Source organism: Micromonospora sp. NPDC049359 (assembly GCF_044466585.1).
Taxonomy (GTDB): Bacteria; Actinomycetota; Actinomycetes; order Mycobacteriales; family Micromonosporaceae; genus Micromonospora.
This window is the reverse complement of the sequence record NZ_JBITMW010000001.1, coordinates 360,170-380,135: the sequence shown is the minus strand read 5'-3', so window position 1 is coordinate 380,135 and position 19,966 is coordinate 360,170. Positions and strand designations below refer to the sequence as shown.

Here is a 19,966-nt window from a genome sequence, read left to right as displayed (position 1 = left end):
TCAGCCGGCCTCCTCGCCGAGATGCCCGCGCAGGCTGACCAGCGCCCGGGTGAGCAGCCGGGAGACGTGCATCTGGGAGACGCCGATCCGCTCGGCGATCTGGACCTGGGTCAGGTTGCCGTGGAACCGCAGGCTGATGATCCGGCGCTCGCGTTCGGGCAGCGTGGCGAGCGCCGGGCCGAGGGCGACGCGGAGGTCGACGAGGTCCAGTTCGTGGTCGTCCACCCCGAGGGTGTCGCCGAGTTCCAAAGTGCCGTCGGCGCCCATGGGCGCGGACAGGGACGTCGTCCGGTACGCCCGGGCCCCCTCCAGCCCTTCCAGCACGGCCTCCTCAGAGACGTCGAGGTGGGTGGCGATGTCGGCGACCGTCGGCGAGCGGCCCAGGGTGTGCGTCAACGTGCTGTTGGCGGCGCTGATCGACAGCCGGAGTTCCTGGAGGCGGCGAGGGACCCGTACGGCCCAGGTGCGGTCCCGGAAGTATCGCTTGATCTCGCCGACGATGGTGGGGATGGCGTACCCACTGAAGTCGACGCCGCGGGCGGCGTCGAAGTGGTCGACGGCCTTGACGAGACCGACCATGGCGGTCTGCGTCAGGTCCTCGTCGGGCACGCCGCGCCCGGAGTAACGGCGGGCCAGGTGGCGGGCGAGCGGCATCCACGCCTCGATGGCACGGTCCCGCAGGGCCGGTCGGCGCGGATCGTCGGCCGGGGTGGTGACCAGTTCGACGATGAGTTGTTCGGTGCTGGCGGTGCTCCGACGGGTGGTGCCGGTGCCGGTCGTGTGCTCCACAGTGGTGACCATGAAACTGGTCCTCTCCACGGGTGCCCATCAGCGAGGTCGACCGGAGAGAGATCCGAACCGGCTGCCGCCGGAGCGCATGGACGGACGGCTGCGCTGTCGAGGAGGGTCCACAACCCGGGCCTCGCCACCGCGTCATGTCGTTCACGTGCCGGCCCCGACGCTACCCGAAAGTGCCAGCCATTACTAGCCGAAAGTATGAGTGGGTCAAGGTAGGGCGAGGTCAGGCGCACATTGGCAGTTCGCTTCCGGGCTTCTAGGGTGGTCAGGACACGGGGGAGGTGGAGCGTGGTCGACGCTGGCGACGCGGCGCGTTGGCTACAGCTCAACGCACCCCGGGGTGGCCCCGACGAGCTGTCGCTCCTCGTCGCTCGGGTGGCCCCGGCGATCGGCGCCACCGAGATCGTGATCTACCTGGCGGACTACACCCAGTCGTGCCTCGTGCCCATGCCGGACGCCGGTCCGACCCGGGACGAGCTGACGATCGAGACGACCCTGGCCGGACGGGCGTTCACGACCCTCGACGTGCAGCGAGCCGCGGACAGTCCGGACCGACTCTGGGTGCCTCTGCTGCTCGGCTGCGAGCGGCTGGGTGTCCTGGAGGTCGTGTCGCCGGCCGCCGGTGACCCGGCGTTGGACGGGCCCGCCTGGGAGTTGGCGGTCAACGTCTCCCAGGTCCTGGTGAACCGCCGGCTCTACGGCGATGTCGTCGAGCGGATGCGACGTCGCCTCCCGATGCAGGTCGCTGCCGAGATCGTGTGGGGGCTGCTGCCGCCGCTGACCTTTGCCACCGACGAACTGGTGATCACCGCGATCCTCGAACCGTGCTACGACGTCGGCGGGGACATCTTCGACTACGCGCTCAACGGCGACGTGCTCAGCGTCGGACTCTTCGACACCTGCGGGCACGGCATCAAGGCGAGCACCCTGGCCTCGCTGGTGGTCAGCGCGTACCGCAACGCTCGCCGGTCCGGCCTCGACCTCGTCGACACGGCGATCAGTATCGACCGGTGGGTGCGCTCCGAGCACCCCAGCTACTTCGCGACCGCGCTGCTCGCCGAGCTGGACCGGCGGACCGGTCGGCTCAAAATGATCAACGCGGGCCACCCCGGCGCCATGCTGCTGCGCGCCGGCAAGGCCATCCGGGAGCTGCCGGGGCCGACCGCGCTGCCGCTCGGCCTGGGTCACCTGACGGCGGCCAGACCCGAGGTGTACGAGGAGGAGCTGCACCCGGGCGACCGCATCCTCGCCTACACCGACGGCATCACTGATGCGCGCAGCGCCGACGGGGAGCGGTTCGGGCTGGACCGGCTCGTCGACTTCGTCAACCGTGCCCTCAATGACCGGCTGCCCAGCCCGGAGACGATGCGCCGCCTGGTGCGTGCCGTCCTCGCGTACCAGGACGAGCAGCTCGACGACGACGCCACCGCCCTGATCCTGGAGTGGCAACCGCCGCACGTGCCGCTGGGGCACCTGCGTCACGTCGCCGTGCCCCACCCCTGACCGCCGAGTGGGATTTTGCACTCCCAGTGCACTTGTCTGGGGTTCGGAGGCTGTCTAGCGTCACACCATGGCTGACTCGTGGACCTTCGCCGTGGCCCGTGACGATCTCTCCCGGACCACGCTCACCGACGACGACGTGCCCGAGTTGCCCGATGGTGCGGCGCTGCTGCGCGTCGACCGCGTCGGCCTCACCGCCAACAACGTGACCTACGCGGTGCTGGGCGAGGCGATGCGCTACTGGGAGTTCTTCCCGCCCGGCCCGCGCGGGCTCGACGCGCAGTGGGGGCTCGTCCCGCTGTGGGGATTCGCCGAGGTGGTCGCGTCGACGGTCGCCGACGTCGAGGTGGGCCAACGGGTCTACGGCTATCTACCGTCCGCCGCCCACCTGGTGGTCCGGCCCGACCGGGTGGACGCGTCCGGGTTCCGCGACGCGAGCCCGCACCGCGCCGAGCTGCCCTCGCCGTACAACGCGTACCGGGCGACCAACGGCGACCCGGCCTACCAGGCCGAGCAGGAGGATCTGCTGATCCTGTTCCGGCCGCTCTTCTTCACCTCCTTCATGCTGGCCGACCAGGTCGTCGACAACGACTTCTACGGCGCGCGGTCGCTGGTGCTGTCGTCGGCGTCGAGCAAGACGGCGTACGCCGCCGCGTGCGAACTGCACGGCCGCGGCGCGCGCCTGATCGGGCTCACCTCGCCCGGCAACGTCGCGTTCACGCGGTCACTGGGCTGCTACGACGACGTCGTCCCGTACGACGCGATCGACACCCTCGACGTGGTCGACACCGCGTACCTCGACCTGTCCGGCGGGCCCGCGACCCGGGCCGCGCTCCGCGAACACCTCGGCGACCGGCTCGTCCGGGACATCGCCGTCGGGCTCACCACCCAGACGCCCAACGCCGACGCCGCCGGAGAGGTCTTCTTCGCGCCCGTGCAGATGCGCAAGCGCGGTAGGGACTGGGGGCGCGACGGCCTCGACGCGCGGTTCACCGACGCCTGGCAGCGGTTCGTCCCGAAGGTGAGCGGATGGCTCGACGTGCGGGTCGGCCACGGTCCGGAGGCGCTGCGGGACGCCTGGCTCGACGTCCTCGCCGGTCGTACGCCCCCACGGGTGGGCCACGTCATCCAGCTCTAGCCGCGTTACGGCACGATGGCGTCGACGTAGCCGCCGTCGACCCGGACCGCAGCGCCCGTCGTCGCCGAGGCGAGCGGAGAGGCGAGGTACGTGACCATGTTGGCGATCTCCTCCGGCTCGATGAGCCGCTGGAGCAGCGACTGCGGCCGGTGCAGCCGCATGAACTCCCGCTGGGCCTCATCCCACGGGAGGCTGTCGCCCACCAGATCGGCGACGAGGTCCTCCACGCCGCCGGTGTGGGTCGGCCCGGCGAGCACCGAGTTGACGGTCACGCCGGTGCCGGCCGCGGCCTTCGCGAACCCGCGCGAGACGCCGAGCAGGGCGGTCTTCGAGACGCCGTAGTGGATCATTTCGGCGGGGATGACGACGGCCGAGTCACTGGCGATGTACTGCACCCGTCCCCAACCGCGGTCCATCATCGCCGGCAGGTAGGCGCGGGTCAGCCGGACACCGGCCAGCACGTTCACCTCGAAGTAGCGACGCCACTCGTCGTCCGAGATCTCCAACGGCTCGGTCGGTCCGAAGATGCCGAGGTTGTTGACCAGGATGTCGACGCTGGGCAGCAGGTCGAGCGTGCGAGCCGCACCCTCGTCGGTCGACACGTCCGCGTCCACCTCGACGACCTCCGCGCCGGGGACCTCGTCGCGTAGCGCCTTCGCCGCGCGCCGCACGCTGGCGGCGGTACGGCCGTTCACGGCCACCCGCGCCCCCGCCCGGGCGAGCCCGACCGTGATGGCCGCGCCGATGCCCTGGGTCGAGCCGGTGACCAGCGCGGTCCTACCGGCAAGATCGATCTGAATCGTCATGTCCCGTCCCCGTCCTTGCGCACCGCACCCGCTTACCGCAGCCTCGACCGTAACGGTGTCGGCCGGACCCGGCAGGGTGAGTCGGACAGCTCACGCCCGACGGCCGCGGCCGGTGTCCGGTCCGAGCAGAAAACCGTAATCTGACCTGCCACCGCTCGTCTCCGATCAGGAGGCGGTCAGCGCGCACAGGCGCTGTTCGGACCGAGCGCACAAGGAGTGGAACCCATGTCGTCAGCCGGTCGGGCAGTTGCCGATCCCGGGTTGGTCGTCGCGGCGCGACAGGGCGACCGGCGCGCTCTAGACGACCTCGTGGCGGCCTCGCTTCCGCTGGTCTACAACATCGTCGGGCGCGCGCTGCGCGGTCACGCCGACGTCGACGACGTCGTCCAGGAGACTCTGGTACGGGTGATCCGGCACCTGCCCACCCTCAACGACCCGGAGGCGTACCGGTCCTGGCTGGTGGCGATCACCATCCGGCAGGTACGCGACTGGGACCAGCGCCGACGCCTCGCCCTCAACCGGGACGCCGGGCTGGACGCGATCCACAACGTGCCCGACCCCGCCTCCGACTTCGCCGGGATGACGATCCTCCGGCTCGGCCTCACCGACCAGCGACGTGAGGTCGCCGAGGCCACCCGGTGGCTCGATCCGGACGACCAGGAACTGCTGTCGCTGTGGTGGTTGGAGGAGACCGGCGAGCTGACGCGTACCGAGATCGCCGAGGCGGCGAATCTGTCGCCGGGGCACGTCGCGGTCCGCATCCACCGGATGAAGGAGCAGATCCAGAGCGCTCGCGGGGTCGTCCGCGCGCTGCACGAACGACCCGGGTGCCCGGACCTGCACGCCGTGACGGCCGAGTGGGACGGCAACCCGAGCCCGCTGTGGCGCAAGCGGTTGGGCCGACACGTCCGGGACTGTGCGTTCTGCGGTCACCTGGGCGCCGCCTTCCTGCCGATCGACCGGCTGCTCGCGGGGATGTCGCTGCTGCCGCTGCCGGCCGGCCTCAGCGCCCACCTCCCGCAGGCGACCGCGCCCATGGCCGTCGCACCGACCGTCGGGCCGTCGTCGAACGTTGCCGGCCTGGCGGCGCACGCGCCAAGTGGCCTGCTGCCGTCCCTCGCGGCTTCGGTGGCGGTGGCGGTCACCGCGGTCACCGCGTTGGTGGTGCTCCTGCCGGCTGATCCGGCCGCCGCGCCGCAGGCCACGCCCTCCTGGGCGGCGGCGCCGCCCGCCTCGCCCACCGTCGTCGCCTCGCCGAGCAAGGCGCCGTCGCCGAGCGTCCGTCCGTCGCCCTCGAAGGCGCCGGTCGTACCGGCGGTCAGCTCCGCGCGCAAGGGCGTGGGGGTGTGGAACTTCGCGGGCGCGAGTCAGGCGTTGGCCAACTCGAAGGCCGGTTGGTACTACACCTGGGGCACCCAGCATCCCGGCATCACCACTCCCAAGGGCGCGGCGTTCGTTCCCATGATCCGCAGCGCGGAGAACGTCAACGCCGGAGAGCTGGCCCGGGCCCGGGCGGCCGGGCCCTACCTGCTCGGCTTCAACGAGCCGGACCTGCCCGAGCAGGCCAACATGACCGTCGACCAGGCACTGGACCTGTGGCCGCAACTGATGGCGACCGGCAGCAAACTGAGCAGTCCGGCGGTCGCCTGGGGCGGGGCGGATCCGCAGGGTTGGCTGGGCAGGTTCATGGCCGGCGCCGAGGCCCGGGGCCACCGCGTCGACTTCATCGCCCTGCACTGGTACGGGGGCGACTTCACGACGGCCGCGGCCGTGAACCAGCTCCGGCAGTACCTGCAAGCCGTCTACCAGCGGTACAAGAAGCCGATCTGGCTGACCGAGTTCGCGCTGATCCGCTACGACGGCGGGCGTCAGGTGTTCCCCAGTCAGGAGCAGCAGGCCGCCTTCCTCACCGCGGCCACCAGCATGCTCGGCCAGCTCTCCTACGTGCAGCGGTACGCCTGGTTCGGCCTGCCCGCGACCGACAAGGACAAGTCCGGGTTGTTCAGCGACGGTTCCAAGGCGACGGCTGTCGGCCGCGCGTTCCAGGCGGCGCGCTGATGACCGGTTCCGCGCTCAAGACCCCCGCCTGGCGGATCGCCGGCGTCGCCGTGACCCTGGCCGCGACGACGTTGGCCGTCGGTCTGACCTGGAACGCGAGCCGCCCGGACCAACCCGCCGCGCCCGCGTCGTCAACTCCCGCGCCGGCCGCGTCGGTGCTGCTCAACGGCACCGACGACGCCTTCATCCAACTGCTGCTCCCGATGGACGAGGGTGTCCTCGCGCTGATCGACCATCTCGACACCCGTCCGTCGGCGACCGACCCCGCGCTGCGCGCCATCCTCGGTGACATCCGGACGGCACACCGGGCCGAGGCGTCGGAGCTGCGGAGTCTGCTGGCCGCCGGCAACGTCCCCGAACAGAACATCCACGAGGGGCACCAGATGCCCGGCATGGTGACGGACGACCGCCTCACCGAGCTACGCGCCGCCCCCGACGCCGAGGTGCCGTCCCGGGCCGTGGGTCTGCTCCGGGCGCATCTTGAGCAGACGGTGGTGCTGTGCCGGGGCGAGCAGAACGCCGGGGGCAGCCCGGAGGTGCGGGCGCTCGCCGGCCGGATCCAGACGACGCGGGCCGCCGAGCTGAGCGCTCTGGCGGGTCGTCCCGGCTCGACCGGCGATGCGGACCACTGACCTGTACGACACCGTCGGCGGTCCGGCGCGGGTGTCGCGGGCTGCCCATCGTGCCGCGACGACCGGGTACGCGGACAGCGTCCGGCGAGGTCGTACCGGTGGGGCAGGGTCACCCCGCCCGGGTGCCGCGACCACACCGACGGCGGGTTGGCGCGGTGGGCACCGCCGTGCCACGGGTCACGCCACCCTGGTTCGGGCGAGCGCGCTGGTGGGCCTGGGGTGGCTGCTCGCGATCCTCGCCGCGCCGCACGTCACCCTCTCCCCGGGCGGGCGGATGCTCGCCCTCTTCTGCCACCTGACCTGCCTGGTGGTGGGCTTCGGCGCGGTGTTGACGGTGGACTGGTTCAGCCTGCGCTGGCTGTTGCGTCGCGAACCGCTCGACGCCGTGCTGAACGCGGCACGGGCGGCTCACCCGCTCATCTGGCTGGGCCTCGTCGGTCTGGTGGTCAGCGGCGCGGCGTTGGGACCGGACACGTCCTCCGCGCTGGTGTGGGTCAAGCTGGTCGCGGTGCTCGTGGTCGGCGTCAACGGGCTCTTCCTCGGCCGGGTACGGGATCGACTCGTCGCGGTCCAGGACGGCCCGCGCTGGTCCGCTCTGCTGCCCGGCGTCGCCGCCGCCCTCACCTCCCAGCTCGGCTGGTGGGCCGCGACGCTGATCGGCTTCCTCAGCGCGAATCGCTGATCCGGTGGTCAGCCGGCCGGGTGGTCGGCCTCGAAGCGGGACCGGGTGAGGAACGCGAGCTGGGCGCGCTTGTCCGGCATGTCGATCTCGGCGTCGAAGGTGAACCCCTCGATCTCCAGGCGGCGCAGCGCGAGGTGGTTGCGGACGTCCGGCTCGACGACGATCCGCCGCGCGGCCGGGTCGCGGAACAGGAACCGCGCCAGGGCCGGACCGACCGCGTCGGTGAGACCACGGGCGAGGTGCCGGGCCGGGCTGAGCAGCAGGTGCATCCCGATGTCGCCGGGCTGTACGGCGTACCGCTCGCCGACCGGGTCCGCCTCGGGCTGGTAGGTCTGGAACAGGCCGACCGGCTCCCCGTCGACGCGGATCAGGTACGCGTGGTGCGTGGGCAGGCCGTCGACGAAGGTGTAGATCTCGCGGACCTGGTCGAGGGTGTGTGTCCCCATGCCCCAGAACGAGTTTCGGGGCAGCGTGACCCAGCGGTGCAGGAGTGCCGCGTCCCGGTCGGGCGCCACGGGTGTCAGCGTGAACTCGCCGAGGCCGGTGATCTTCTCCTGGTATGTCATGTCGTGCTCCTTTGCTGCTGCGGGCTGGGGTGGCGCGAGGGGGACGCGCGTTCCGCCTGCGGCGAAGGTAGGTTAGCCTGCCCTAACGAAGGCTCGCCTTACCTGGAGGGGTGCGTGAAGCGGAACTGGGAAGCCCTGGTCCTCAAGGCCATGGGAGGCCGGGACTTTCAGTTGACGGTGCGGGCCACCGAGTCGGTGGACGGGCACTACCAGCGGCTGCTCCTGGACGACGGCGGCCTGCTGGCGGCGTGCGGCGTCCACCCCACGATGTGGGTCCGACTGTGGTTCGACAACGACGGGCGGGCGCACCAGCGGGCGTACACGCTCGTCGACCCCGACCCGGCCACCGGCCGGTTCAGCCTCGAATTCGCCATCCACGATGGCTGCGCCGCCCGCTGGGCGACCTCGGCGCGGGTGGGCGACACCATCGTCGCCACCGTGCAGGGCAGTGCCTTCGCACTGCCCGACCCCGCGCCGGAGCACCTCTACCTCGTCGGCGACGCGGCCTCCCTGCCGGCGGTCAACAGCCTGCTCGACGCCGGCGCCGACATCCCGGCGACGATCTGGCTCGAGTACGCCCACGAGGGCGAGAAGGCCCTCGCGCCGCGCGCCCGGGCGCACCACGACGTGACCTGGGTGCCCCGGGACGCCGACGGCCAGCACCTCGTCGACACCGTCCGCTCCGATCTGCCGGCCAACGACGCGGCCCACTACTGGGTCGCCTGCGAGGCGGCCACCACCCGGGGCATCACCCGGCACATCCGCCGGACGCTGGGCGTGGACAAGGATCGGCTGACCTCGCTCGGCTACTGGAGAGCCCCGTGAGAGGCCGGCTCGGCACCCTCACCGCGCTGTACGTCACGCAGTACCTCGGCATCGGCTTCATCACCGTCGGACTGACCGCCATCCTGCGCGACGGCGGCACCTCGCTGGACACCCTCGCGCTGCTCCAGGTCGTCGGCGTGATCTGGCCCGTCAAGTTCCTCTGGGCGCCGATCCTCGACCGGTACGGCTCCCGTCGGCACGGCCACTACCGATCCTGGCTGCTCGTCCTCCAGAGCGCCCTGGTGTTGGCCCTGCTGGCCCTGCTGCCGTTTCCCCGTCCGGCCGACGCGCTCGGTCCGGTCATCGCGATCTGCGCCGCGTACGTCTTCTTCTCCGCCACCCAGGACATCGCCGTGGACGCCGTCGCCGTGCGGATGCTCCACGAGGCGGACCGGGGGACCGGCAACGGCATCCAGGTGGCGGCGAGCTACCTCGGCAACCTGCTCGGCGGCGGCGCCTGCGTACTGGTCTACGACCGGTTCGGCTGGGTGCCGGCGGTCGGCCTGCTGGCCGCGATGACCGCGGTCGGGCTGCTGGTGGTGTGGCGGTTCGCCGAGCCGGCCCGTACCGATCGGGTCGACCGCGTCGGTACCGCCTACCGGGCGCTGCTGTCGGTGTTCGGCCAGCCCGGCTGCCGGCGGTGGACCTTCGGCGTCGTGCCACTGGTCTACGTCGGCGCGGGCATGGCGTACGCGCTGGTCACGCCCGCCCTGGTGGACGCGGGATGGTCGTTGGGCCGGATCGGGGTGGTGACCGGTGTGGTGACCAGCGCGCCGGCCATCGTGGCCGGGCTGGTCGCCGGGGTCGGCGTCGGCCGGTTCGGTCGCGGCCCGATGCTCGTGGCGGGCGGGGTGGCCCTCGTGGTGTCGACGACGATGCTGCTGCCGTTGCTGAACGGCCGTGCCCCGCTGGGCGGGACCGTCATCGCGCTCTGCTGCTTCATGGTGGCCTACACGATCGCCAACGTCGTGCTCTACACGGTCAACATGGACTATTCACGGCCGGGAACCGGTGGCACCGATTTCACCGTCCTGTCGTCGTTCGGCCTGGTGTGCTCGTTCGTCGCCTCCTCGCTGGGCCTGGCGGCCGCGGACCGGGTCGGCTACCCGCCGGTGGCGGTCGCCGCCGTCGTGCTGGTGGCCGCCGGGGTCGCCCTCGGTCTGGCGCACCAGCGTCGGTTCCCGCGCACACCCCACGCCGCCTCCGACCCGGCGACCGAGCGCAGGTCGGCCGGCGTACGGGCGGCGGTGTGACGCTCACCCAGCCGGTCGCCGCTCCCACGGCGTCGGCCCGACCACCACACCGCTGGCTCGTCCTGGCCGTGCTCTGCGTCGCCCAGCTCGTCGTGGTGCTGGACAACACGGTGCTGACCGTGGCGGTGCCCGTGCTCACCAGCGAGCTGGGCGCCAGCACCGCCGACGCGCAGTGGATGATCAACGCGTACGCCCTGGCCCTGTCGGGGCTGCTGCTCACGGCCGGCGCGGCCGCGGACCGGTACGGGCGACGCCGGATGCTGCTCGCCGGGCTCGTCCTGTTCGGACTCGGCTCGCTGGCGGCGGGCCTCGCGAGCAGCAGCGGTCAGTTGATCGCCGCACGGGCGGGGATGGGCGTCGGCGGGGCGCTGCTGGTCACGTCGACGCTCGCGGTGGCGATGCAGGTCTTCGACGGGCCCGAACGCTCCCGCGCCATCGGCATCTGGGCCGCCACCAGCGCGTTCGGCTTCGCGGTCGGGCCGCCGATCGGTGGCACCATCCTGGCCCACCTGCCGTGGGGTGCCATCTTCCTGCTGAACGTCCCCATCGTGCTGGTCTGCCTGCTCGTCGGGCGGGCGCTCGTTCCCGAGTCCCGTGGCACGACCGGGGGCCGGCTCGACGGGTGGGGCGCGACGCTCTCCACCGCGGGGCTGACCGCGGTCGTCTTCGCGATCATCGCCGGGCCGGAGCGGGGTTGGGCCTCGACCGAGGTGGTCGGTACGGCGGGTGCCGGCGTACTCCTGCTCGGCTGGTTCGTCCGCTGGGAGCGGCGGATCGCCCACCCTATGCTGGACCTGCACTTCTTCCGGAACCGGCAGTTCGTCGGCGCGGTGTCCGGGGTCGTCCTGGTCACCTTCGGGGCGACCGGCGCGCTGTTCCTGCTGACCCAGCACCTCCAGTTCGTCCGTGGCTATCCGGCCTGGGAGGCGGGCCTGCGCATGGCCCCCTTCGCGCTGTCCATCGTGCTGCTCAACGTCAGCGGGGTAGCGGCCGCCGTGATCCGTCGTCTCGGGCTGGCCGCCGCCATCGCCGTCGGCATGACCCTGCTCGCGGCCGGCCTCGCGGCGGTGACCCTCCGGTCGGACGACGGGTACGGGGTGCTGCTCGCTGGCCTGCTCGTCATGGGCGTCGGCTGCGCGCTGGCCAACCCGGCGATCGTGGAGGCGGTGATGAGCGCGATCCCGGCCGAGAAGGCCGGCGCCGGCGCCGGAGTGGACGGGACCATGACCGAGGTCGGCAGCAGCCTCGGCATCGCCGTACTCGGCGCGGTCCTGAACGCTCGGTTCGCGGCGCTGCTGCCCGCCGCGCTGGCCGGCGCGGACTCGTTCCCGGCGGCGCTCGCCGCCGCGGGGGAGGGACCGCAGCGGGCGGCCGTGACCAGCGCCTTCGCCTCCGCGCTGGAGACCGGGCAACTGGTCGGCGCGGCCGCGGTGCTGGCCGGTGGTCTGCTCGCCGCCGCACTGCTGCGCCGCGCGGACACCGCCCGGACGTCGGCGGCCGGCGGCTAGGCCGGCGGCTCGACCGCCTCGGCGAGCACCTCCAGCACGTGCCGGTACGGCTGTCCGGTGGCCCGACTCATGCCCATCTCGCAGGTGCGGTTGCAGGAGGCGTACGCGTCGTGCGGGCGCTCGTTGACCTCGGCGGCCTGGGCCGCGGTCGCGCCGGCGGTGACCTCGGGGTGCAGCAGTCCCCGGTCACCCGCGAAGGCGCAGCAGCCCCAACTGTCCGGCACGGTCACCGTGTCGGCGACCGCCCGAGCCACCGTGTGCAGGTCGTCGACGCCGTCGAGGTGCACGGTCGAGCAGGTGGGGTGCAGCGCGAGCGAACCGAGTCGCCGGGGCTCGGGCAGCGCCGGCAGCAGGTGCCGCGCGGTGAAGGTGACACTGTCGACGAAGCGCAGCCCGGCGTACCGCGCCCGGTCTTCCTCGGCGAGCGCGGCGGTCAACTGGGCGAGACCGTGGGTACAGGACGACGCGTCGCACACGACGGGCAGCCGGCCGTGGTCGCTGGCGGCCCAGAGCACGGCCAGGGTGCGCTCGGCCATCTCGCGGTGCCCGGCCGGGTAGCCCTTGGACTGCCAGGGCGTCCCGCAGCACAGACCCGCCGTGCCGGCCGGTACGACCACCGGCACCCCGGCCAGGTCACACAGGCGCAGGAACGCCGCCGCCGAGCCGCCGGACGGACCGTCCTGGGCCGCGAAGACGCTGCCGATGCAGGCCGCGAAGAACACCGCCTGGGCGTCCGGCGCGCTGCGCGGCGTCGGACGGGACGCGCCGGCCCGGGGGATGTCGTCGCTCCACTGTGGTACGAGTTCGGTGCCACCGAGGGACCGGATCACCCCGGTAGCGGCGCGGACCACCGGCGTCGGGGTGACGTGCGCGGCGTTCAGCCCGACCCGGACACCGGTCACGGCGGCCTTCCAGTGCCGCGCCACACCGGCTGCGGTGCGCTGCGCGCGCGGGCTGTGCCGCTCGGCGCGCAGCCGCTTCATCGCGGCTCCGGTGTCGATGCCGACCGGGCAGGCGGTGACGCAGAGGCTGTCGGCGGCGCAGGTGTCCACCGCCGCGTACGCGTAGTCGTCGGTCAACTCCCGGCGGCGCTCCTCGTCACCGGCGGCGGTGGCGAGGGCGATCTGCCGTTGCAGCACGATGCGCTGCCGGGGCGTGGTGGTGACGTCGGCGGTGGGGCAGACCGGCTCGCAGTAGCCGCACTCCACGCAGGCGTCCAACTCCTCGTCGACCGTCGGGACGGCTTTGAGCTGCCGCAGGTGCACGCTCGGGTCGTCGTTGAGCAGCACGCCCGGGTTGAGCAGGCCGCTCGGGTCGCACAGCCGCTTCAGTTCGCGCATGACGTCGTACAGCTCGTCGCCGTACTGCCGGCGGACGAAGGGCGCCATGGCCCGGCCGGTGCCGTGTTCGGCCTTGAGGGTGCCGCCCTCGGCGAGCACGAGGTCGACCATGTCGTCGGTGAACCGCGCGTAGCGGTCGATCTCGGCCGGCGTGTCGAAGGACTGGGTGAGCATGAAGTGCAGGTTGCCGTCGCGCGCGTGTCCGAAGATCACCGCGTCGGCGTACCCGTGCCGCTCGAACAGGTCGATCAGGCCGTCGCAGGTGCCGGTCAGGCGGGGCATCGGCACCGCGATGTCCTCCAGCAGGGCCGTGGTGCCGGGTGGTCGGGCCCCGGCGACCGCCGTGTAGAGGCCCTTGCGCAGGTGCCAGAGCTTGGCCCGCTCGCGCGGGTCACGGGTCAGCTCGGTGCCGGTGACGGCCGGCAGCCGGTCGAGCACTCGCCGGGCGTCGGCGAGCGTCGCGGCCAGGTGCTCCGCGCTGTCCTCGGCGAACTCCACCAGCAGCGCCGCGTGACCGGTGACGGTCATCCCGCGCAGGGTCGCGCTCGCGCCGGGGTCGCGCTGGCTGACCCGCAGCGCGGCCGCGTCCAGCAGCTCGGCGGTACGCGCGCCGGCGGCGAGCAGGGCGGGCAGCGCGTCGGTGGCGTCGGTGAGACCGGGCAGGATGAGCAGCCCGGTGGCGGCATGGGGGTGGATCTCGACGGTGCGGAAGACGGCCTCGGCCACGAAGCCGAGGGTGCCCTCGCTGCCGATCATCAGGTGGGCGAGCATGTCGACCGGGCTGCTGTGGTCGAGCAGCGAGTTCAGTCCGTACCCCATGGTGTTCTTCATCGCGAACAGCCGCTCGACGGTGGCCCGCGAGCCGGGGTCGGACCGCACCCGGTCGCGCAGCCGCAGCAGCCCGGCGTGCAGCTCGGGTTCGGCGGCCCGCAGCCGCTCGTCGGCGTCGCGGGCGGCGGAGTCGACGACCGTGCCGGACGGCAGCACGAAACGTAGCGACTCCATCGTGCGGTACGCGTTGTCGGTGGTACCGCAGGTCATCCCGCTGGAGTTGTTGGCCACCATGCCGCCCACCGTGCAGGCGGCCTCGCTGGCCGGGTCCGGGCCGAGCCGCCGGCCGTAGCGGGCCAGCCGGGCGTTGGCCTGCCGGATCGTCAGCCCTGGCTGGAGCCGGATGCGCCGCCCGTCGTCGAGGACCTCCGCGTCGCGCCAGTCGGTGCGCACGTCGACCAGGACCCCCGCGCCGCCGGCCTGCCCGGCGAGGCTGGTGCCGCCGCCGCGCAGGGTCAGCGGCACCCCGGCCTCGCGGGCGCCGGCCATCAGCGCGCCCACCTCGGCCGCCGAGGCGGCGCGGACCACCGCCTGCGGCTCGAACAGGTACGGCGAGGCGTCGTGCGCCGCCGCGAGCCGCCGGGGCAGCTCGGCGCTGGCCCGGCTCGGGTCGTCGAGGCGGGAGCGCAGCAGGTCGGCGACCTCGCGGGCGCGGACGCCGGCGGCGGTCGGCGCGGGTACGACGGTGCTCATGGGCGGATCCTCCCGTGCGGGGGCGGTCAGTCGGACGCGACGATCAGCAGCCTGGTCGGGGCGGTGCCGCCCGGCGCGGGTAGCCGCAGCGGCTCGCGGCCGGGGGTGATGCTGCCGAGCACCGAAGCGTGCCGCGCGCCGGTGCCCGAAGGCAGGGTGCCCGGCAGCCCGTGCACGGTCAGGTAGCCCAGCAGCGCGAACGCCAGCGCCTCCTTGGCGTCCGACGGGACACCCACCTCGTCGCTGGACGTCAGGTCGACGCCCGGCAGCTCGTCGACGAGCATGCCCATCAGCGTGGGGTTGTGCGCCCCGCCGCCGGAGACCACGAGCCGGGTGACGCCGTGCGCGCGGCAGGCGTCGGCCACCGTGACCGCCGTCAGCCGGGTGAGCGTGGCCAGCACGTCCCGCGAATCCGGGGTGGGCACGTCGGCCAGGGCGGCGAGCAGGTACGGCAGGTGGAACAGCTCCTTGCCGGTGCTCTTCGGGCCGGGCAGCCGGTAGTACGGCTCGTCGAGCAGCCGCCGCAGCAGCGCCGGGCTCACCTGCCCGGCGGCTGCCCCGCGCCCGTCCCGGTCGTACTCCTCGACGCCGCCGCTGAAGTGGCGTACGGCGGCGTCGAGAAGCGCGTTGGCCGGTCCGGTGTCGAACGCGAGAGGGTCGGCGTCCGCTGCGACGACCGTGATGTTGGCGATCCCGCCCAGGTTGAGGGCGGCCGGGATGCCCGGCAGACCGCGCAGCAGCAGCGTGTCGAAGAGGGCGACGAGCGGTGCGCCCTGGCCGCCGGCCGCGACGTCGCGGCTGCGCAGATCGGCCACGACCGGAAGTCCGGTGGCCTCGGCGATCCAGGCCGGCTGACCCAGTTGCAGGGTGCCCCGGACCGTGCCGTCCTCGACCCAGTGGTGCATGGTCTGGCCGTGTGAGACGACCAGGTCGGCCCGCCCCTCGCACAGCTCGGCGAGGGCTCGCGTGCCGGCTGCGGCGAACGCCTGGCCGATGCCGGTGTCCAGCACGCAGATCGCCTCGGTGGTGGTCGGCGCGGGTGGCAGGGCGGCGGCGATCCGGGCCCGCAGCTCGTCCGGGTACGGGTGGCTGAGCCGGCCCAGCGGGCGCATCCGCAGGGTGTCGCCGGTCAGCTCGAACTCCGCGGCGGCGGCTTCGATGCCGTCGTACGAGGTGCCGGACATCAGGCCGATCACGCGCATGGCGGTCTCCTTCATGCCCGGCCCACGGGTGCCGCCGTCGTCTCGTCGTCATCGTCGACGCGGCTGTGGTCGTACGGCGTCGGGGCCGGGTGGAACCAGCTCGACACCACGCCGACGGCCAGGGTGATCAGGACGCCGATCGGCACCAGCCACTGGGCGGCGATGGCGGTCGCGGTGGTGGTGCCGGCCGTCGTCACATCGATCTTGACGTAGCGGACGATGTACGTCATCACCGCGATCGTGACGAGGAACGCGATCACCGCGTCGACCTGGTTGGCCCGCTTCACGAGGCGGCCGAGCAGGAACGCGCCGAGCAGCGCTCCGTAGGTGTAGCCGGCGATGGTCAGACCGGTCAGGTAGACGTTTCCGGTGCTGGAGCTGAACGCGCAGGCGAAGATCGCCATCAGCACCGCCCAGACCAGGGTCATCACCCGGGCGAGCCGGAGCATGGCGTCGTCCGACGGGACCTTCTTGAAGAAGCTGTGGATGAAGTCGGCGACCGTGGAGTTCGACATCGAGTTCAGCGCCGACGACAGCGACCCCATCGCCGCGCCGAGGATGCCGGCGACCAGCAGGCCCGAGATGCCCACCGGCAGGGCGTGCAGGATGAAGTTCGGGTACAGGTTGTCGGTGCTGTTCAGGCCCAGCTCCTTGAAGGTCTGGCCCTTGTTGTACGACCAGAGCAGCGCGCCGACCAGCGAGAACGCCGCGAACTGGATGACCACGAAGATGCCCGAGGAGACCATCGCCAACTGGCCCTCGCGCAGCGTGCGGGTCGACAGGATGCGCTGGACGATGAGCTGGTCCGACCCGTGGCTGGCCATCGCGAAGATGGCGCCACCGATGATCGCGGTCGGCAGCGCGAACGGGCTGGTGAGCACGTGCGCGAGGTCGAAGTTGGTGTCGAAGAGCTGGAACTTGCCGGCGTCCAACGCCTGCGAGTAGCCGTCGAACCCGATGGCGTGGCTGAGCACCGCGACGGCCAGGATCGCCCCGCCGAGGTAGAGGCCCATCTGGATGGCGTCGGTCCAGATGACCGCCTTGATGCCACCGAGGTAGGTGTAGACCACCGTGATCAGTGTCAGCACGATGATGATCGCCTGGTAGCCGACGTTCAGCCCGAACTCGTCGAGGAGCAGCTTGATCGGGATGGCCGAGGCGAACAGTCGTACGCCCTCGGCGAGCAGGCGGGTGAAGACGAAGGTGATCGACGCCAGGCCCTGGAGTTTCAGGCCGAACCGCTCACCGAGGTACTGGTAGGCGCTGACGAAGCCACCCCGCTTGTAGAGCGGGATGAGCACCGCGGCCACGATCACGCGGCCGATCACGTAGCCGAGGGCCAGTTCGACGTTGCCGAAGCCCTGACTGCTGTACGCGCCGCCGGGCACGCTGATCACCGTCAGGACACTGGTCTCGGTGGCGACCACGGAGAACGAGACGGTCCACCAGGGCAGTTTTCCCTCGCCCACGAAGTAGTCCTTGGACGACTTCTGTTTACCGGACAGGCGTAGTCCGACGGCGGCGATCACCACGAGGTACAGCACGATCACGACAAGGTCGAGTTGACGCACGGTTCACTCCCAACCAGCGGGGTTGTCAATAAGTGACGTTGGCCCACACTAACCCGAAACTTTTTGCCAGTGCCCGTCCGGTCTGGTTACGCTGTGGTCTCAGCCTGCCGATACGGGGCGGACGCGAGGCCCAAACGGTGCGTTGCCGGCGGATTCTCAACGATCTGGCGCGCGTCGCCGAACTGGTCAGGGAGCACTCGCCCGGTCGGCGACTGAGTCACCAGCGAGAGGAACGAACACCCCGTGGACCTCAGCACCCTCGGCACCGAGACCCGCAACGACAACACCACCGACCTCGACCGCATGTCGCCCACCGAGATGCTCCTCGCCATGAACGACGAGGACCACACGGTCGCGGACGCCGTCCGCCGGGCCGTGCCGGACATCGCGGCCGCCGTCGACGTCGTCGTGGCCTCGCTGCGCCGAGGCGGTCGGTTGATCTACCTGGGCGCCGGCACCAGCGGCCGGATCGGCATGCTCGACGCCGTCGAGTGCCCACCGACCTTCGGTACGTCGCCCGAGCGGGTCGTCGGTCTGCTCGCCGGCGGGGCGGGAGCGTTCGGCGTCGCCGTCGAGGGCGCGGAGGACGACCCGGACCGTGCCGTCGCCGATCTCGACGCGATCGGGGTCAGCGACCGCGACACGGTGGTGGGGCTCGCGGCCAGCGGTCGTACCCCGTATGTGGTGGGTGGGTTGGCGCACGCCCGCGCGCGGGGGGCGAGCACCGTCTCCGTCGCCTGCAACACCGACGCGGTGATCAGCCGGCACGCCGACGTCGCCATCGAGGTGCCCACCGGCCCCGAGGTGCTCACCGGCTCGACCCGGCTCAAGGCCGGCACCGCCGAGAAGCTCGTCTGCAACATGCTCTCGACCGCCACGATGGCCCGGCTCGGCAAGGTCTACGGCAACCTGATGGTGGACATGAACGCCACCAACGCCAAGCTCGTCGACCGGGCGCGTCGCATCGTCGCCGAGGCCGCCGACACCGATCTCGACACGGCCGCGGAGGCGCTGGCCGCGGCGCACGGCCATGCCAAGACGGCCATCGTGCTGCTGCTCGCGCACTGCACCGCTGAGGAGGCCGCGGCACGGCTGCGCGAGGCCGACGACGACGTCCGGGCGGCCGTCGCGGCCTGACCGGCCGTCGCGCCGGGGCGGTCAGCGGTTGACGTACGCGGCGAGGCCGCCGAGTTCCTCGTTGGCGATGAACACCGACCGCACGTTGAGGATGGCCTCCTCCACGTGCGTGTCGCAGCCCCAGGCCGAGTCGCCCCACGAATCGGCGATCTTGATCCTGGCGGGTGCGGAGCAGCCCTGGACCCCGCCGAGCTGGCAGTGCTCCGGATGCGGTCGGGCGGCCTGGGCGGCCGCGGCGTTACGCATCCGCTCGGTGAGCTCCGCGGCGGCGGCCGCACGCTGCTCCGCCTCGGCGCGCAACTGCCGCTCCGCGCGCACCGCCTTCGCCAGCTCCTCGTGGGCCGCCCTGGCGCGGGCCTCGGCGGCCGTCTTCGCCTGCTCGACGTGGTGACGCTCGATGGCCAGGGCCGCCGTGTCGGCGAAGACCCGGGCCAGGGCCAGGTCGGTGTCCTGCGGGACGCGCGGCGTGCGGTGGTACATGGCGAAGGTGCCCAACAGGCCGCCGTCGCGGGCCAGGATCGGCATCGACCAGCAGGCGGCGAGACCGGCCCGCTCCGCCAGCTCCCGGAAGTCCGCCCAGAAGGGGTCGGTGGCGATGTCGGTGACGATGACCGGCTCCCGCCGGTAGGCGGCGGTGCCGCACGAGCCGACACCCTCGCCGGTGGCGATCCCGTCGATGGCCTGGTTGTAGAACTCGGGCAGGCTCGGCGCGGCGCCGTGGCGCAGGTGCCGGCCGTCCTCGTCGGCGAGCAGCACGGAGACGAGCACCTGCTCGGGCGTCAGATCCTCGATGCAGCGGGCCATCCCGTCCAGCACCTCGGTCAGCGGCGCTTGACGGGCGATCTGCTCCAGCAGGGCGCGGTGCTCGACCATCAACCGCTGGGCGTGCTTGACCTGGGTGATCTCCACGCCGATCACCCGGATCCCGGTCACCGTGCCGTCGGCGTCGCGGCGCGGCTCGTAGGTGAAGTCGAAGAACGCCTCCCGCGCGTACGGGCCGACGCCGAGCATGATCCGGGCGTCCCGACCGGTGTACGGCTCGCCCGTGCGGTAGACCTCGTCCAGCAGGTCGAGGAAGCCCTGACCGGCCAACTCGGGCAGCAGCTCGGCGACCGTGATCCCGGTGCGGGCGCGTTCGGAACCGATGGCGGCGAAGAACGCCGGGTTCGCCGCCTCCACCACGTGCGTGGGCCCCCCGAGGGACGCGAACACCGCGATGGACTGCCCGAACAGCGCCCGCAGATCCTCCTGCGCCGCCTGTCCGGCGTCCGAAGACCGTACGGCGGTCGCCCGCTGGTTCGGTACCGCCGTCATGCTGTGGTCGCCTCTCTCCGGTACGGCTTCCGTCGCTGCACCGCTGGATCGCGGTCCACTCACCCCGGCCAGGATACGAAGAGGGCCGCGAAGCCGCCGGGCAGGGCGCGGA

Annotated in this window: 16 protein-coding genes; 9 read left to right on the top strand and 7 right to left on the bottom strand. The window is 72.4% G+C overall.

All coding sequences use genetic code 11. The features are described 5' to 3' along the window. On the bottom strand, positions 1-801 hold the full coding sequence (locus tag ACIBTX_RS01770; RefSeq protein WP_357124158.1) for an RNA polymerase sigma factor SigF: 801 nt from the start codon (positions 799-801) through the stop codon (positions 1-3). A 285-nt stretch (positions 802-1,086) separates the two neighbouring features. Here ACIBTX_RS01770 and ACIBTX_RS01765 point away from each other — a divergent pair, with 285 nt between their 5' ends. Together ACIBTX_RS01765 and ACIBTX_RS01760 are read left to right on the top strand one after the other, a co-directional pair. Then, the gene (locus ACIBTX_RS01765; protein WP_396831912.1) at positions 1,087-2,301 is read left to right on the top strand and encodes a PP2C family protein-serine/threonine phosphatase; all 1,215 of its coding nucleotides are present in this window, start codon (positions 1,087-1,089) and stop codon (positions 2,299-2,301) included. Between the two features lie 67 nt (positions 2,302-2,368). Beyond that, positions 2,369-3,436, top strand: coding sequence for a DUF2855 family protein (locus tag ACIBTX_RS01760; RefSeq protein ID WP_357171945.1), 1,068 nt, complete (start codon positions 2,369-2,371; stop codon positions 3,434-3,436). 5 nt (positions 3,437-3,441) lie between these two features. Here ACIBTX_RS01760 and ACIBTX_RS01755 read toward each other — a convergent pair whose 3' ends face one another. Continuing rightward, positions 3,442-4,242 carry an SDR family NAD(P)-dependent oxidoreductase gene (locus ACIBTX_RS01755; protein WP_396831909.1) on the bottom strand — a complete coding sequence of 267 codons (801 nt, stop codon included), beginning with the start codon at positions 4,240-4,242 and terminating at the stop codon, positions 3,442-3,444. 225 nt (positions 4,243-4,467) lie between these two features. Here ACIBTX_RS01755 and ACIBTX_RS01750 point away from each other — a divergent pair, with 225 nt between their 5' ends. The 3 genes from ACIBTX_RS01750 to ACIBTX_RS01740 are packed head-to-tail and all read left to right on the top strand — an operon-like array spanning position 4,468 to position 7,614. After that, entirely contained in the window at positions 4,468-6,300 is a 1,833-nt protein-coding gene (locus tag ACIBTX_RS01750) for a sigma-70 family RNA polymerase sigma factor (RefSeq protein WP_396831908.1), read from the top strand. After that, complete coding sequence (locus ACIBTX_RS01745; protein ID WP_396831907.1) at positions 6,300-6,932, top strand: DUF305 domain-containing protein; 633 nt, start codon at positions 6,300-6,302, stop codon at positions 6,930-6,932. Before ACIBTX_RS01750 ends, ACIBTX_RS01745 begins: the two co-directional genes overlap by 1 nt. Then, positions 6,919-7,614, top strand: coding sequence for a hypothetical protein (locus tag ACIBTX_RS01740; RefSeq protein WP_396831906.1), 696 nt, complete (start codon positions 6,919-6,921; stop codon positions 7,612-7,614). Before ACIBTX_RS01745 ends, ACIBTX_RS01740 begins: the two co-directional genes overlap by 14 nt. 8 nt (positions 7,615-7,622) lie before the next feature. Here ACIBTX_RS01740 and ACIBTX_RS01735 read toward each other — a convergent pair whose 3' ends face one another. Then, positions 7,623-8,180 (bottom strand): GNAT family N-acetyltransferase, encoded by a 558-nt coding sequence (locus ACIBTX_RS01735; RefSeq protein ID WP_357171940.1) that lies wholly within the window; start codon positions 8,178-8,180, stop codon positions 7,623-7,625. 114 nt (positions 8,181-8,294) lie between these two features. Here ACIBTX_RS01735 and ACIBTX_RS01730 point away from each other — a divergent pair, with 114 nt between their 5' ends. The 3 genes from ACIBTX_RS01730 to ACIBTX_RS01720 are packed head-to-tail and all read left to right on the top strand — an operon-like array spanning position 8,295 to position 11,766. Continuing rightward, positions 8,295-9,005 carry a siderophore-interacting protein gene (locus ACIBTX_RS01730; RefSeq protein WP_357124183.1) on the top strand — a complete coding sequence of 237 codons (711 nt, stop codon included), beginning with the start codon at positions 8,295-8,297 and terminating at the stop codon, positions 9,003-9,005. Then, entirely contained in the window at positions 9,002-10,258 is a 1,257-nt protein-coding gene (locus tag ACIBTX_RS01725) for an MFS transporter (RefSeq protein ID WP_396831905.1), read from the top strand. The genes ACIBTX_RS01730 and ACIBTX_RS01725 overlap by 4 nt, the downstream gene beginning before the upstream one ends. After that, the gene (locus ACIBTX_RS01720; protein ID WP_396831904.1) at positions 10,255-11,766 is read left to right on the top strand and encodes an MFS transporter; all 1,512 of its coding nucleotides are present in this window, start codon (positions 10,255-10,257) and stop codon (positions 11,764-11,766) included. Before ACIBTX_RS01725 ends, ACIBTX_RS01720 begins: the two co-directional genes overlap by 4 nt. Here ACIBTX_RS01720 and ACIBTX_RS01715 read toward each other — a convergent pair. From ACIBTX_RS01715 to ACIBTX_RS01705, 3 genes are read right to left on the bottom strand one after another with little or no spacing between them, the layout of a single operon-like run. Continuing rightward, positions 11,763-14,630 (bottom strand): FAD-binding and (Fe-S)-binding domain-containing protein, encoded by a 2,868-nt coding sequence (locus ACIBTX_RS01715; protein ID WP_396831903.1) that lies wholly within the window; start codon positions 14,628-14,630, stop codon positions 11,763-11,765. The genes ACIBTX_RS01720 and ACIBTX_RS01715 overlap by 4 nt on opposite strands. 26 nt (positions 14,631-14,656) lie before the next feature. Next, positions 14,657-15,832, bottom strand: coding sequence for an anhydro-N-acetylmuramic acid kinase (locus ACIBTX_RS01710; RefSeq protein ID WP_357171936.1), 1,176 nt, complete (start codon positions 15,830-15,832; stop codon positions 14,657-14,659). Positions 15,833-15,843: 11 nt separating this feature from the next. Next, a complete protein-coding gene (locus ACIBTX_RS01705; RefSeq protein WP_357171935.1) occupies positions 15,844-17,403 on the bottom strand; it encodes a sodium:solute symporter in 1,560 nt (519 codons plus the stop codon). Between the two features lie 243 nt (positions 17,404-17,646). Between ACIBTX_RS01705 and murQ the strand changes: the two genes are divergently transcribed. Beyond that, positions 17,647-18,540, top strand: coding sequence for an N-acetylmuramic acid 6-phosphate etherase (murQ, locus tag ACIBTX_RS01700; RefSeq protein ID WP_357124201.1), 894 nt, complete (start codon positions 17,647-17,649; stop codon positions 18,538-18,540). 21 nt (positions 18,541-18,561) lie between these two features. Here the strand turns inward: murQ and ACIBTX_RS01695 are convergent, their stop codons facing one another. Next, on the bottom strand, positions 18,562-19,854 hold the full coding sequence (locus tag ACIBTX_RS01695; protein ID WP_357171934.1) for a GAF domain-containing protein: 1,293 nt from the start codon (positions 19,852-19,854) through the stop codon (positions 18,562-18,564). Positions 19,855-19,966 lie beyond the last annotated feature (112 nt).

What these genes read in the sequence shown, in the direction of transcription:
- ACIBTX_RS01750 (WP_396831908.1), top strand. Translation starts at nt 4,468, where the DNA reads ATGTCGTCAGCCGGTCGGGCAGTTGCCGATCCCGGGTTGGTCGTCGCG.
- ACIBTX_RS01715 (WP_396831903.1), bottom strand. Translation starts at nt 14,630, where the DNA reads ATGAGCACCGTCGTACCCGCGCCGACCGCCGCCGGCGTCCGCGCCCGC.
- ACIBTX_RS01770 (WP_357124158.1), bottom strand. Translation starts at nt 801, where the DNA reads ATGGTCACCACTGTGGAGCACACGACCGGCACCGGCACCACCCGTCGG.
- ACIBTX_RS01710 (WP_357171936.1), bottom strand. Translation starts at nt 15,832, where the DNA reads ATGCGCGTGATCGGCCTGATGTCCGGCACCTCGTACGACGGCATCGAA.
- ACIBTX_RS01755 (WP_396831909.1), bottom strand. Translation starts at nt 4,242, where the DNA reads ATGACGATTCAGATCGATCTTGCCGGTAGGACCGCGCTGGTCACCGGC.
- ACIBTX_RS01745 (WP_396831907.1), top strand. Translation starts at nt 6,300, where the DNA reads ATGACCGGTTCCGCGCTCAAGACCCCCGCCTGGCGGATCGCCGGCGTC.
- ACIBTX_RS01735 (WP_357171940.1), bottom strand. Translation starts at nt 8,180, where the DNA reads ATGACATACCAGGAGAAGATCACCGGCCTCGGCGAGTTCACGCTGACA.
- ACIBTX_RS01740 (WP_396831906.1), top strand. Translation starts at nt 6,919, where the DNA reads ATGCGGACCACTGACCTGTACGACACCGTCGGCGGTCCGGCGCGGGTG.
- ACIBTX_RS01760 (WP_357171945.1), top strand. Translation starts at nt 2,369, where the DNA reads ATGGCTGACTCGTGGACCTTCGCCGTGGCCCGTGACGATCTCTCCCGG.
- ACIBTX_RS01695 (WP_357171934.1), bottom strand. Translation starts at nt 19,854, where the DNA reads ATGACGGCGGTACCGAACCAGCGGGCGACCGCCGTACGGTCTTCGGAC.